This window comes from Pseudomonas sp. B21-059 (assembly GCF_026016285.1).
GTDB classification, from domain to species: Bacteria; Pseudomonadota; Gammaproteobacteria; order Pseudomonadales; family Pseudomonadaceae; genus Aquipseudomonas; species Aquipseudomonas danubii.
In genome coordinates, this window is sequence record NZ_CP087201.1 from 895,822 (window position 1) to 908,874 (window position 13,053).

Genomic DNA, 13,053 nt, shown 5'->3' on the forward strand with positions numbered 1-13,053 from the left:
AGTTATGGGGTTTGATCAGATACGCCAGCGCCGTTTGTCCGACGATATTGTCGAGCGTCTGGAAGGGATGATTCTTGAAGGCACCTTGAAGGCTGGCGAGCGGCTGCCGGCCGAGCGTGCCTTGGCCGAGCAGTTCGGTGTCTCCCGTCCTTCGCTGCGCGAGGCGATCCAGAAGCTGACGGCCAAGGGCTTGCTGATCAGCCGTCAGGGTGGCGGCAACTACGTGGTGGAATCCCTGGGCTCGACCTTCAGCGATCCTTTGCTGCACCTGTTGGAAAACAACACGGATGCACAGCGCGATCTGCTGGAGTTCCGTCATACCTTGGAGGCGTCTTGCGCTTATTACGCGGCGTTGCGCGCGACGGCGGTGGATCGTGAGCGGCTGACTCAAGCTTTCGAGGAGCTGCAGGATTGTTATTCTCGCTCCGACGATGTCAGTCGTATCGAGGAGGGGGCGGCGGATGCCAAGTTCCACCTGGCGATTGCCGAGGCCAGCCATAACGCGGTGTTGCTGCACACCATTCGCGGCCTGTTCGACCTGCTCAAGCGCAACGTGGTGACCAACATCGGCGGCATGTACAAGCAGCGCACGGAAACTCGCGACATGCTGATCAGTCAGCACCGCGATCTGTACTTGGCGATTATTGAAGGGCGTGCGGAGGAGGCTCGGGAAGTTTCCAGTCGGCACATTCTCTATGTGCAGGAAGTGCTTGAAGAAGTGCGTCAGGAAGTGCAGCGAGTAGCCCGGGCCGAACGGCGCAAGGGCATGTAATGCAAATCGCCGGCAAGCTGGCTCCTACCTGGGTGTTGTAGGAGCCGGCTTGCCGGCGAAAGCGACCTCAAGGCAGGAAGATCAGTCTTCCTTGCCCTTGGTCCGCACCGCACGCTGCAGCTCGCGATCGGAATCGCGCTCGCGTTCGGTATGACGCTTGTCGTATTCCTTCTTGCCCTTGCCCAGTGCAATTTCACACTTGACCAGGTGCTTGCTCCAGTAGAGCGAAAGGCACACACAGGCGTAACCCTTTTGCTGCACGGCGGCGAACAGCTTTTCCAGCTCGCGCTGGTTGAGCAGCAGCTTGCGCGAGCGCGTCGGGTCGGCAATGACGTGGGTACTTGCAGTGGTCAGCGGGGTGAAATGGCTGCCGAACAGCCAGGCCTCGCCATCCTTGAGCAGCACGTAACTGTCCACCAGTTGCGCCTTGCCCGCCCGCAGACTCTTTACTTCCCAGCCGGCCAGGACCAGTCCAGCCTCGAACCGATGTTCGATGAAGTAATCGTGACGCGCCTTTTTATTTTGCGCGATGGTCCCTGTTGGGTGTTTCTTCTGTTTAGCCATAGGGGCGGCATTATAGGGAGTTGCGCGCGCGTCGGCTACGGTGACGCAGCGTGCTTGAGCAGGTTGATTGAATCCCGGACAATGCGGCCTCTTTTTTTTCGGTTGGGCGCGTTAACGATGTCGACAGACAGGGTCTCTGTCCACGGCGGCTGGGCAAGCCGCTGGGTCTTTATACTCGCTGCAACTGGTTCGGCCGTGGGCCTGGGGAGCATCTGGAAATTCCCCTACATGGTCGGCGTCTATGGTGGTGGTGCTTTTGTCCTGGTGTTTCTGGCGTGTATTGCGCTGATCGGCTTGCCGGTGATGCTGGCGGAAACCTTGATTGGCCGTCGGGCACGGCAGAGTCCGGCCAATGCCCTGAAGGTGCTGGCTCTGGAGGCGGGGCATTCGGCCAGGTGGTCCTGGGGCGCCTTCGCCGGAATGATCACGGCGCTGCTGATTCTTTCCTTCTATAGCGTGGTGGGTGGTTGGTCCCTGGACTACATCATCGACATGGGGCGCGGCGATTTTCAGGGTGTCACGGCGGATCAGGTCAGTGTGTACTTCTCCGCGGTGACGGCCGACCCGTGGCGACTGACGCTTTGGCACACGCTGTTCATGCTGCTGTCGGCATTGGTGATTGCCAAGGGAGTGGTCGCTGGGCTTGAACGCAGTTTGCGGATCATGATGCCGCTGCTGTTCGTGATGCTGTTGGTGCTGCTGGGCTACAGCATGACCACCGGGCATTTCATGCAGGGCCTGCATTTCATGTTCGACTTCAGCCTGGATCGCTTGTTGGACGGGCTGCTGCCGGCCATGGGGCATGCGTTCTTTTCCCTCAGCGTGGGGGTTGGTTCGATCATGATCTACGGTGCCTACATGCCCAAGCATTCGTCCCTGGCTGGCACCGTGGTCGGTGTGGCGCTGCTGGATACCTTCGTTTCGCTGGTGGCGGGGATGGCTCTGTTCCCCATCGTATTCGCTGCCGGGCTGAATCCCAGCGAGGGGCCGGGCCTGATGTTCATCAGCCTGCCGTTTGCCTTCGGCAATGTGGCGTTCGGCCAGCTTATGGGCGTAGTGTTCTTTATCCTGGTGGCGATTGCTGCCTGGAGTTCGGCGATTTCCTTGTTGGAACCGATGGTGGCTTATCTCGTCGAGAGGACTAAAATCCGCCGCGGCTGGGTGACATTCTGGCTGGCGTTCAGTTGCTGGTTCGTGGGATTGGGAACGGTGTTCTCTTTCAACATCTGGCAGCAGGCCAAATTCTTCGTGAACGAAGGCGGTGTTTTTCATCTCTATCGATGGGGCGCGGCCGGCGGTCTGGATTTCTTTGGCGTGATCGACTTTTTCACCTCGCGGATCATGTTGCCTCTTGGCGGTTTGTGCTTCGTGGTGTTTGCAGGTTGGGTGATGGGCCGTGAGGCTGTTCGTGATGAGTTGTCGTTGCGTAGTCCGTTGTTGTTCACCCTGGCCTTGTTTTTGATGCGCTATGTGGCGCCCGTCGGCATTCTTGTGGTGTTTGCCGCCCAGTTGTGGAAATGAAGCTCACATGACGACCCATATTCAACGTTCGGCCCTTTTGCCCTATCCGGCGCAGTTTCTGTATGACCTGGTCAATGATGTGGCCCGTTACCCGGAGTTTCTGCCCTGGTGCTCTTCGGCCGAGGTGCTGGAAAACAGCGAGGAACGGATGCGTGCCAGCCTGGCGGTGGCCAAGGGCGGCATGAGCCAGCGTTTCGTGACCTGCAATACCCTGGTGCCGGGACAGTCGATCGAGATGAACCTGGAAGAGGGGCCGTTCAACCAACTGCATGGGTTATGGGTGTTCAAACCGTTGGGGGAGAAGGCCTGCAAGATCAGCCTCGATCTGTCGTTCGACTACGCCGGGCCGTTGGTGCGTGCCACTCTGGGGCCTCTGTTCAATCAGGCGGCCAATACTCTGGTGGATGCATTCTGCCAGCGGGCCAAGCAACTGCATGGTTGAGCCTCTGATTACCATCGAGGTGGTTCACGCTGCCGTCGACCGCCAGGTGCTGGTCAGTGTGCAAGTGCCCCAGGGTTCGACCCTGCTTGCAGCGCTGGAGGCTTCTTCTATAAAGGAGCATTTTGCGGAGCTGGATCTGGCGGCGTGTCCGGTGGGAATCTTCGGAAAGCAGGTATCCGATCCTGGGCAATATGTAGTTCAGGCCGGAGATCGAATTGAAATCTATCGTCCGCTGCTGGCCGATCCTAAAGAGGTGCGGCGTCTGCGTGCCGCCAAGGCGGCCGAGGCTCGTAAGCGTGAGCAGTGATCGTTAGCGACAGCCAATAAAAAGCCCGGGCATGCCCGGGCTTTTTTATTCGCCACAAATTATTGTGGAGAAGTGTCCAGTGGTTCAGGAGTAGGCACTGGTACGGTTTCGACGCCATCCACATCCTTCTGGATCTGGTCCAGCAGCGAACCCGGTTTGACCGGTTTCTCGGCTTTTGGCTTCTCGGCGTTCTCGGCAGGGGCGGTAACGGTGTTGCCGCTCTCCTTGCCCAACAGGGCTTCGTCGCGGCTTACGCCTGGCATGAAGTCGCCGGCCAAGCTAACCAGTTGGTCGTTGCCGTTGAAGATCAGGCTGACGCGTTCCTGTTGGCGTTCACCGCCACCAGGTTGCAGGCTGTAGAGATAATCCCAGCGATCGGCATGGAACGTGTCGGTCAACAGAGGGTTGCCCATGATAAACCTTACTTGCCGTCGGGTCATTCCCGGGCGCAACTGGTCTATCATGTCCTGCGTCACGACATTGCCCTGCTGGATGTCGATTTTGTAAACCCCGGGGAATGAACAACCGGCGAGTGCGAGCAGTCCCACGAAGGTGAAACTGGTTAGCAAGAGCTTGGTGTTTTGCATCGGTGGGCGACTTCCACTATCTTGGCTGGGACAACGTAAACCCCGATCATACCCGCATTAAGAGAAGCTGCGAAGCAGCATCGGCGAGAAAGCTGACCATGGTTGAAAATAGCGAACTACGTAAAGCCGGCCTTAAAGTGACTCTGCCACGGGTCAAAATTCTACAAATGCTCGACTCCACCGAGCAGCGGCACATGAGCGCTGAAGATGTCTACAAGGCGCTGATGGAAGCTGGTGAGGATGTGGGTCTGGCCACGGTTTACCGTGTACTGACTCAATTCGAAGCAGCCGGACTGGTGGTGCGCCATAATTTTGATGGCGGTCACGCTGTATTCGAGCTGGCGGATGGCGGTCACCACGACCATATGGTCAACGTGGAGTCTGGCGAAGTGATCGAGTTCTTCGACGAAGAAATCGAAAAGCTTCAGAAGGCGATTGTCGAAAAGCACGGTTTCGAGTTGGTGGATCACAATCTTGTGCTGTATGTGCGCAAGAAGAAGTAAGCCCCTCACGCGACTTTCATAGTCGTGAAACGATCGAAGGCGACCTAAGGGTCGCCTTCGTGCTTTCTGTCTATATAAAAGAAGCGCTGAGGCTTCAGGCTTTGGCGGTGACCACCATCTTTTTGGCGTGGGCCAGGGACTCTTTGGTCAGGTCGATGCCGCCGAGCATCCGCGCAACTTCCTCGACCCTTTCGCTCTTGCCCAGCTTGGATACTGCTGTGTGTGTCGCATCGCTGCCTCGTACCTTGTGCACGAACAAGTGCTGGTGCCCTTGGGCGGCGACCTGAGGCAAGTGAGTCACAGTCAGCACCTGGCCGCGTTCGCCGAGACGGCGCAGCAACTGGCCGACGATCTCCGCTGTTGGTCCGCCAATCCCCACGTCGACTTCATCGAACACCAGAGTGGGAACCCGCGAGGTCTGCGCGGTAATGACCTGGATCGCCAGGCTGATACGGGACAGCTCGCCGCCGGAGGCAACTTTTGCCAGGGCCTTGAGCGGCTGACCGGGGTTGGCGCTGACCAACAGTTCAACCTGCTCCAGGCCATTAGGTAGCAGCTCATCGCTGGTGTTGGCGCGAAGCTCGATGGTGAAACGCCCTCCAGGCATACCCAGGCGCTGAATTTCCATCTCTACTGCACTGGCCAGGCCGGTCGCGGCTTGCTGACGCAGTTGGCTAAGCTCCAAGGCTTTTTCATGGTAATGCCTGGCGAAGGACTGCAACTCTTCGCCGAGCTGCTCGATGGACTCATCGTTTGCGTCAAGGGTCTCGATCTCATCTAGCAGGGTTTGCTGCATGGCTGCGAGTTCGAAGGGCTGGATGCGGTGCTTGCGTGCCAAGGTATAGATGGCGTCGAGGCGTTCTTCGAGTTGTTGCAGGCGTGCAGGGTCGGCGTCGAAGTGATCGAGGAAGCGGTTTAGTTCGCCCACGGCCTCTTCAACCTGGATCTGTGCGCTGGCCAGCAGATTGGTGGCCTCACCCAGCGAGCCCGATGAATTGCCAATACTGGACAGACGGTTGAGGCTGACGGTCAGCGCGTTGAGGACATTGCCGGAATCGCTTTCGCTGCATTGCTCCACCACCTGTCGGCAAATACCCAGCAGGGTTTCAGCGTTGGTCAGGTTCTTGTGTTCCTGCTCCAGTTCCTCGAGTTCGTTCTCCCCCAGGCCGAGGTTCTCCAGCTCCTCGAGCTGATAGCTGAGCAGTTGGTGACGAGCTCGTTGTTCATCGCCGGAGTTGGACAGACGTTCCAGTTCCTGGCGTGTCTGGCGCCAGCGCTGGGCGGCCAGCTGCACCTGGCGGGCGAGATCGGTGGCGCCGGCGTATTCATCCAGCAGGCGCCGATGGGTATCGGTCTTGAGCAATGACTGGTGCTCGTGCTGGCTGTGGATGTCGATCAGCAGTTCGCCCAGGGCCTTGAGGTCACCGAGCGGGCAGGGCGTACCGTTGATATAGCCGCGGGAGCGTCCTTCGGCGGTGATCACCCGGCGTAGTATGCACGGCCCGTCGTTATCCAGATCGCGCTCGGCCAGCCAACTGTGGGCCTCGGGAATGTCCGACAGGTCGAAGGTGGCAAGGATGTCGGCCTTGTCGGCGCCGGGTCGTACCACGCCACTGTCGGCGCGATCGCCCAGGGTCAGGCCGAGCGCGTCGAGCATGATCGACTTGCCGGCGCCGGTTTCGCCGGTAATGACGCTCATTCCGCGATCCAGTTCCAGATCCAGGTGTTCGACGATGGCGTAATTGTGTACGGACAGGTGCACCAGCATTAAGGCCGCTCCCAAACTAGATGTCTGGTTATTTATACAGTGTTTTGTTTCGGGCTGACAATGCTTTCCCTTAGCTCGATTTGCTTGGTCATTCTGGCTTTTTAGTGCCTCGGGAGTGTCCGCGTACAGGATTTATCCGGTCGGAACAACTTTTGCTGTGGCTGCGGGCTTGAACCCTGAAAATGCGACCCCATATAGCTGTGCAGAAGAGTGAGCCTGGCTCACAGACGATATTGAAAGGAGAATTTCATGGCTGACGAACAGACGCTGGATACGCAAAATCTAGACGCCAATCAGGCCCCCGAGGCTTCGGGTGAAGACCTGGCGGCTCGTGTACAAGTGCTCGAAGAGCAACTGGCTGGTGCGCAGGATCAGGCTTTGCGTGTTGCGGCCGATCTGCAAAACGTCCGCCGCCGCGCCGAGCAGGATGTGGAAAAGGCTCACAAATTTGCTCTCGAGAAGTTCGCCGGTGACCTGTTGCCGGTGATCGATAGCCTGGAGCGTGGCCTGGAACTGTCCAATCCGGACGACGAAAGCATTCGCCCAATGCGTGAAGGTATCGAACTGACCTTGAAGATGTTCCACGACACCCTCAAGCGTTATCAGTTGGAAGCCATCGATCCTCACGGCGAACCGTTCAACGCTGAACAGCATCAGGCCATGGCCATGCAGGAAAGCGCGGATGTAGAACCCAATAGTGTTCTCAAAGTGTTCCAGAAGGGGTACCAGCTCAATGGTCGCCTGCTGCGCCCGGCCATGGTCGTGGTCAGCAAGGCTCCTGCACCGGTTTCGCCTTCGATTGACGAAAAGGCTTGAAAACGGCTGTAGAGCCCCCATCTAACAGTCAAGCGTTTAAGTGCTACCGCAGTTTGCCACCACAACTGCGGCATCCAAATCCAAAGTTTCGGGAGAGTTAACATGGGCAAAATTATCGGTATTGACTTGGGGACCACCAACTCGTGCGTCTCCATTCTTGAAAACGGCAACGTAAAAGTTATCGAAAACGCTGAAGGCGCGCGTACCACGCCGTCGATCATCGCTTACGCCAACGATGGCGAGATTCTGGTAGGTCAGTCGGCCAAGCGTCAGGCTGTTACCAACCCGCACAACACCCTGTACGCAGTTAAGCGTCTGATCGGTCGTCGTTTCGACGAAGAAGTTGTGCAGAAAGACATTCAGATGGTCCCTTACAAGATCGTCAAGGCTGACAACAACGACGCCTGGGTTGAGGTGAACGGCCAGAAAATGGCTCCGCCGCAGATTTCGGCTGAAATCCTCAAAAAGATGAAGAAGACCGCCGAAGACTACCTCGGCGAAGCAGTGACCGAAGCGGTCATTACTGTTCCGGCCTACTTCAACGACAGCCAGCGTCAGGCCACCAAGGACGCCGGTCGTATCGCTGGTCTGGACGTCAAGCGCATCATCAACGAACCAACCGCAGCCGCTCTGGCTTATGGCATGGACAAGGCCAAGGGCGATCACACCGTGATCGTTTATGACCTGGGTGGCGGTACGTTTGACGTTTCCGTGATCGAGATCGCTGAAGTCGACGGTGAGCATCAGTTCGAAGTACTGGCCACCAACGGTGACACCTTCCTGGGTGGTGAGGACTTCGACATCCGTCTGATCGACTACCTGGTTGATGAGTTCAAGAAAGAAAGCGGCATGAACCTCAAGGGTGACCCGCTGGCCATGCAGCGTCTGAAAGAAGCTGCCGAAAAAGCCAAGATCGAGCTGTCCTCGAGCCAGCAGACCGACGTCAACCTGCCGTACATCACAGCAGATGCCACTGGTCCTAAGCACCTGAACGTGAAGATCTCCCGCGCCAAGCTGGAATCTCTGGTTGAAGACCTGGTTCAGCGCACCATCGAGCCATGCCGCATCGCTCTGAAGGACGCCGGTATCGACGTTGGCGCGATCAACGACGTGATCCTGGTCGGCGGCCAGACTCGTATGCCGCTGGTACAGAAAGCCGTAACCGACTTCTTCGGTAAAGAAGCTCGTAAGGACGTCAACCCAGACGAAGCGGTTGCCATGGGTGCTGCGATCCAGGGTGCGGTTCTGGCCGGTGACGTGAAAGACGTACTGCTGCTGGACGTTAGCCCGCTGACCCTGGGTATCGAAACCATGGGTGGCGTGATGACCGCGCTGATCGAGAAAAACACCACGATTCCTACCAAGAAATCCCAGGTGTTCTCGACTGCCGATGACAACCAGGGCGCCGTGACCATTCACGTACTGCAGGGCGAGCGTAAGCAAGCCGCGCAGAACAAGTCCCTGGGCAAGTTCGACCTGACCGACATTCCACCTGCTCCACGTGGCGTGCCGCAGATCGAAGTGACCTTCGACATCGACGCCAACGGCATCCTGCACGTAGGTGCGAAGGACAAGGCTACCGGTAAGACTCAGTCGATCGTGATCAAGGCCAACTCCGGCCTGTCGGATGAAGAAATCCAGCAGATGATCCGTGACGCTGAAGCCAACTCGGAAGAGGATCGCAAGTTCGAAGAGCTGGCCACTGCCCGTAACCAGGGTGACGCGCTGGTGCACTCGACTCGCAAGATGGTGGCTGACGCCGGCGACAAAGTGACTGCGGAAGAGAAGACTGCGATTGAAGCTGCCGTGGTTGCTCTGGAAGCCGCTGTCAAAGGCGACGACAAGGCTGCCATCGACGCCAAGGTCGAAGAGCTGTCGAAAGTCTCGGCCCCGGTTGCCCAGAAGATGTACGCCGAACAGGCTCAGCCTGCTGAGGGTGCAGCACCGCACGCTGAGTCTGCTGAAAAAGCCGACGACGTCGTCGATGCCGAGTTCGAAGAAGTAAAAGACCACAAGTAATGGCTTGTTGGTCGGCCGGTTGACTGCCTTTGGGCGGTGACTGGTAGGATGTCGCCGCGCGGGAGCTTGCTCCCGCGTTGGCGTGTCTGGAGTCAGCGAATTTTGATGGTGTGCAACTTCCGTTTGTGCACTGGCGGTCGGGTCGGAGAAGCTCCTGCTTTCCGGCTGCGATGACCGCAATGATCGACCTGCAACCGGGTCGTCTATCCAAGACCAGGATCGTTGAATTGACGTGAGTTGGGTCCGGGCCTGTATTGGGGCTCAGCGAGTTTGGCAGAGCTCAGGAGGGTTTGCCGGGCGTCCTTAAGAGTGCAAAGACTTATGGCAAAGCGTGACTATTACGAAGTATTGGGTGTGGAGCGTGGCTCCAGCGAAGCGGAGCTGAAAAAGGCTTACCGTCGCCTGGCGATGAAGCATCACCCGGATCGTAATCCCGGCGACAAAGCGTCGGAAGACATGTTTAAGGAGGCCAACGAGGCCTACGAAGTGCTGTCCGACTCCAGTAAGCGCGCAGCTTATGACCAGTATGGTCATGCCGGTGTCGATCCGAGCATGGGTGGTGGTGGCGCCGGTTTTGGCGGTCAGAACTTCTCCGATATCTTCGGTGATGTGTTCAGTGATTTCTTCGGTGGCGGTCGCGGCGGTTCTCGTGGTGGTGCGCAGCGCGGTAGCGATCTGCGTTACACCCTAGAGCTGAATCTGGAAGAGGCGGTGCGGGGCACCACGGTTAACATCCGTGTGCCAACACTGGTCAATTGCAAGCCGTGTGATGGTTCGGGTGCCAAGAAGGGCTCGTCGCCTGTCACTTGCCCGACTTGCGGTGGTATTGGTCAGGTGCGCATGCAGCAGGGCTTCTTCTCGGTGCAGCAGACCTGCCCGCGTTGCCATGGTCAGGGCAAGATCATTTCCGATCCGTGCGATTCGTGCCACGGCGAAGGCCGCGTCGAAGAGTACAAGACGCTGTCGGTAAAAGTGCCGGCAGGTGTCGATACGGGTGACCGTATCCGTCTGTCCGGTGAGGGTGAGGCGGGAACCCAGGGTGGTCCGACTGGTGACTTGTATGTGGTGATCAATGTGCGCGAGCACTCGATCTTCCAGCGTGACGGCAAGCACCTGTTCTGCGAAGTGCCTATCAGCTTTGTTGATGCGGCCTTGGGCGGCGAGCTGGAGATTCCGACTCTGGATGGTCGGGTCAAGCTGAAGATTCCTGAGGGGACTCAGACCGGCAAGCAGTTCCGGATTCGTGGCAAGGGCGTTGCTCCGGTGCGTGGCGGCGGTGCTGGCGATCTGATGTGTCGGGTTGCGGTGGAAACGCCAGTGAACCTGAGTCGTCGTCAGCGCGAGCTGCTGGAAGAGTTGCGCGGTTCGCTGGATGGCGACAATTCGCACTCGCCGAAAACCACGGGTTGGTTCGAGGGCGTCAAGCGCTTCTTCGGCGATCTGTAAGGAGTAATGCATGCGACGTATAGCAGTGATGGGCGCCGCGGGGCGCATGGGCAAGACTTTGGTCGAGGCTGTGCAACTGCGCTCGCCGCTCTCTGGGTTGACGGCGGCGATCGTTCGTCCTGGCAGTTCGCTGGTGGGTGCGGATGCGGGTGAGCTGGCGTCCCTGGGGCGTCTTGGCGTGTCGATGTCCGATAGCCTGGAGAAGGTTGTCGATGAGTTTGATGTGCTGATCGATTTCACCTTGCCGGAAGTGATGCTCAAGAACCTGGCCTTCTGCCGTAAGGCGGGCAAGGCCATGGTGATTGGTACTACGGGTTTGGGCGCCAAGGAAAAGCAATTGCTGGCCGAGGCGGGCAAGGATATTCCCATCGTCTTCGCTGCCAACTTCAGTGTCGGGGTGAACCTTTCGCTGAAGCTGCTGGATATGGCGGCTCGGGTGCTGGGTGATGATGCGGACATCGAAATCATCGAGGCTCATCACCGTCACAAGATCGATGCGCCTTCGGGTACTGCCCTGCGCATGGGTGAGGTGATTGCCAATGCCTTGGGGCGCGACCTGCAACAGGTTGCGGTCTATGGTCGCGAGGGGCATACCGGTGCGCGTGAGCGCGAAACTATCGGTTTCGCCACTGTGCGTGGTGGTGATGTGGTGGGGGATCACACTGTGCTGTTTGCCACTGAGGGCGAGCGCCTGGAAATCACCCACAAGGCCTCCAGTCGCATGACCTTCGCCAAGGGGGCGGTACGTGCTGCCCTGTGGCTGGATGGTCGCGAGGCCGGTCTTTACGACATGCAGGATGTGCTGGATTTGCGTTGAGATGCATCTGAAGTGGGGTTGAGGCTGTCCTTCAGCCCCGCTTCGCACCGCTAGGCGATGTTCTGTCGCATTCCTCTGCCTTTAAGGCTCATTAGCGGTGGACCGAAAAAGCCTTTTTCTGTAAGCTACAGCTTTAGTGTGTCCACTAAAAGCGCGCAGATAATTCGACGAAGAAGCGGGGTGACGTGTCTATACGTCATTCCGCTTTTTTGCAACCTGCGATCGCCCTTTCAGGCTCTATTTACGGGAGGTCTTCTTGACTAAGCCAGCCATACTCGCCCTTGCTGATGGCAGCATTTTTCGCGGCGAAGCCATTGGAGCCGACGGTCAAACCGTTGGTGAGGTGGTGTTCAACACCGCAATGACCGGCTATCAGGAAATCCTTACCGATCCTTCCTACGCCCAACAGATCGTTACCCTGACCTATCCCCACATCGGCAACACCGGCACCACGCCGGAAGACGCCGAGTCCGACCGCGTCTGGTCGGCTGGCCTGGTTATCCGTGACTTGCCGTTGGTGGCCAGCAACTGGCGTAACACCCTGTCCCTGTCCGATTACCTGAAAGCCAACAACGTCGTGGCGATCGCCGGTATCGACACCCGTCGCCTGACCCGCATCCTGCGTGAAAAAGGTGCTCAGAACGGCTGCATCATGGCCGGCGACAACATCTCCGAAGAAGCGGCGATTGCAGCAGCGCGCGGCTTCCCGGGCCTGAAAGGCATGGACCTGGCGAAAGTCGTCAGCACCAAGCAAAGCTACGAATGGCGTTCGACTGTCTGGGATCTGAAAACCGACAGCCACGCCACCATCGAAGCCGCCGATCTGCCGTACCACGTGGTTGCCTATGACTTCGGGGTCAAGCTGAACATCCTGCGCATGCTGGTGGAGCGCGGCTGCCGCGTGACCGTTGTGCCTGCTCAGACCCCGGCGAGCGACGTCCTGGCCCTCAAGCCGGATGGCGTGTTCCTGTCCAACGGTCCTGGCGACCCCGAGCCTTGCGGCTACGCGATCAAGGCCATCAAGGAAATCCTCGAGACCGAGATTCCGGTGTTCGGCATCTGCCTGGGTCACCAATTGCTGGCCCTGGCTTCCGGCGCCAAGACCCTGAAAATGGGCCACGGCCACCACGGTGCCAACCACCCGGTCCAGGACCTGGACACCGGCGTGGTCATGATCACCAGCCAGAACCACGGTTTTGCGGTGGATGAAGCCACGTTGCCGGGTAACGTCCGGGCGATCCACAAGTCGCTGTTCGACGGCACCCTGCAGGGTATCGAGCGTACCGACAAGAGCGCGTTCAGCTTCCAGGGCCACCCTGAAGCCAGCCCGGGCCCGAACGATGTGGCGCCGCTGTTCGACCGCTTCATCAACGAGATGGCCAAGCGACGCTAAGCGCTCGCCTTGAAAGTGTAGCGAGCAGCGCTTGAGGGTGGCCCCGGCGAGTCCGGCGGAATCCCCTCAGGCGCCTCAGAGAATGTTCAAGACGGCTT

The 13,053-nt window shown here is 58.5% G+C and carries 13 protein-coding genes; 10 read left to right on the forward strand and 3 right to left on the reverse strand.

All coding sequences use genetic code 11. The features are described 5' to 3' along the window. The first annotated feature begins 4 nt into the window (after nucleotides 1-4). Nucleotides 5-772 carry a GntR family transcriptional regulator gene (locus LOY69_RS03990; RefSeq protein WP_102861070.1) on the forward strand — a complete coding sequence of 256 codons (768 nt, stop codon included), beginning with the start codon at nucleotides 5-7 and terminating at the stop codon, nucleotides 770-772. 81 nt (nucleotides 773-853) lie between these two features. Here the strand turns inward: LOY69_RS03990 and smpB are convergent, their stop codons facing one another. Further along, nucleotides 854-1,336, reverse strand: coding sequence for an SsrA-binding protein SmpB (gene smpB, locus LOY69_RS03995; protein ID WP_047283878.1), 483 nt, complete (start codon nucleotides 1,334-1,336; stop codon nucleotides 854-856). Between the two features lie 117 nt (nucleotides 1,337-1,453). On the opposite strand from smpB, the gene LOY69_RS04000 reads away from it, so the two are divergent. The 3 genes from LOY69_RS04000 to LOY69_RS04010 are packed head-to-tail and all read left to right on the forward strand — an operon-like array spanning nucleotide 1,454 to nucleotide 3,606. Beyond that, the gene (locus tag LOY69_RS04000; RefSeq protein ID WP_102861071.1) at nucleotides 1,454-2,857 is read left to right on the forward strand and encodes a sodium-dependent transporter; all 1,404 of its coding nucleotides are present in this window, start codon (nucleotides 1,454-1,456) and stop codon (nucleotides 2,855-2,857) included. Between the two features lie 7 nt (nucleotides 2,858-2,864). Continuing rightward, a complete protein-coding gene (locus LOY69_RS04005) occupies nucleotides 2,865-3,299 on the forward strand; it encodes a type II toxin-antitoxin system RatA family toxin (protein ID WP_016967218.1) in 435 nt (144 codons plus the stop codon). Next, nucleotides 3,292-3,606 carry an RnfH family protein gene (locus tag LOY69_RS04010; RefSeq protein ID WP_110653079.1) on the forward strand — a complete coding sequence of 105 codons (315 nt, stop codon included), beginning with the start codon at nucleotides 3,292-3,294 and terminating at the stop codon, nucleotides 3,604-3,606. The genes LOY69_RS04005 and LOY69_RS04010 overlap by 8 nt, the downstream gene beginning before the upstream one ends. 59 nt (nucleotides 3,607-3,665) lie before the next feature. On the opposite strand, the gene LOY69_RS04015 is transcribed toward LOY69_RS04010, so the two are convergent. Further along, entirely contained in the window at nucleotides 3,666-4,193 is a 528-nt protein-coding gene (locus tag LOY69_RS04015) for an outer membrane protein assembly factor BamE (RefSeq protein ID WP_102861073.1), read from the reverse strand. Between the two features lie 98 nt (nucleotides 4,194-4,291). Here LOY69_RS04015 and fur point away from each other — a divergent pair, with 98 nt between their 5' ends. Further along, nucleotides 4,292-4,696: a ferric iron uptake transcriptional regulator gene (fur, locus tag LOY69_RS04020; RefSeq protein ID WP_011059185.1), complete on the forward strand. Its 405-nt coding sequence runs from the start codon at nucleotides 4,292-4,294 to the stop codon at nucleotides 4,694-4,696. 94 nt (nucleotides 4,697-4,790) lie between these two features. Here the strand turns inward: fur and recN are convergent, their stop codons facing one another. Then, nucleotides 4,791-6,464, reverse strand: a complete 1,674-nt coding sequence (gene recN, locus LOY69_RS04025; protein ID WP_123393779.1) for a DNA repair protein RecN — start codon at nucleotides 6,462-6,464, stop codon at nucleotides 4,791-4,793. A gap of 249 nt (nucleotides 6,465-6,713) precedes the next feature. On the opposite strand from recN, the gene grpE reads away from it, so the two are divergent. The 5 genes from grpE to carA all read left to right on the forward strand — a co-directional run bounded on the left by grpE (nucleotide 6,714) and on the right by carA (nucleotide 12,955). Further along, nucleotides 6,714-7,280: a nucleotide exchange factor GrpE gene (gene grpE / locus LOY69_RS04030; RefSeq protein WP_102861075.1), complete on the forward strand. Its 567-nt coding sequence runs from the start codon at nucleotides 6,714-6,716 to the stop codon at nucleotides 7,278-7,280. 102 nt (nucleotides 7,281-7,382) lie between these two features. Continuing rightward, a complete protein-coding gene (gene dnaK, locus LOY69_RS04035; protein ID WP_102861076.1) occupies nucleotides 7,383-9,299 on the forward strand; it encodes a molecular chaperone DnaK in 1,917 nt (638 codons plus the stop codon). Between the two features lie 321 nt (nucleotides 9,300-9,620). Next, entirely contained in the window at nucleotides 9,621-10,745 is a 1,125-nt protein-coding gene (gene dnaJ, locus LOY69_RS04040; protein WP_102861077.1) for a molecular chaperone DnaJ, read from the forward strand. 10 nt (nucleotides 10,746-10,755) lie between these two features. Further along, complete coding sequence (gene dapB / locus LOY69_RS04045) at nucleotides 10,756-11,562, forward strand: 4-hydroxy-tetrahydrodipicolinate reductase (protein WP_102878327.1); 807 nt, start codon at nucleotides 10,756-10,758, stop codon at nucleotides 11,560-11,562. A 256-nt stretch (nucleotides 11,563-11,818) separates the two neighbouring features. Then, entirely contained in the window at nucleotides 11,819-12,955 is a 1,137-nt protein-coding gene (gene carA / locus LOY69_RS04050) for a glutamine-hydrolyzing carbamoyl-phosphate synthase small subunit (protein ID WP_265074164.1), read from the forward strand. The last annotated feature ends 98 nt before the right edge of the window (nucleotides 12,956-13,053 follow it).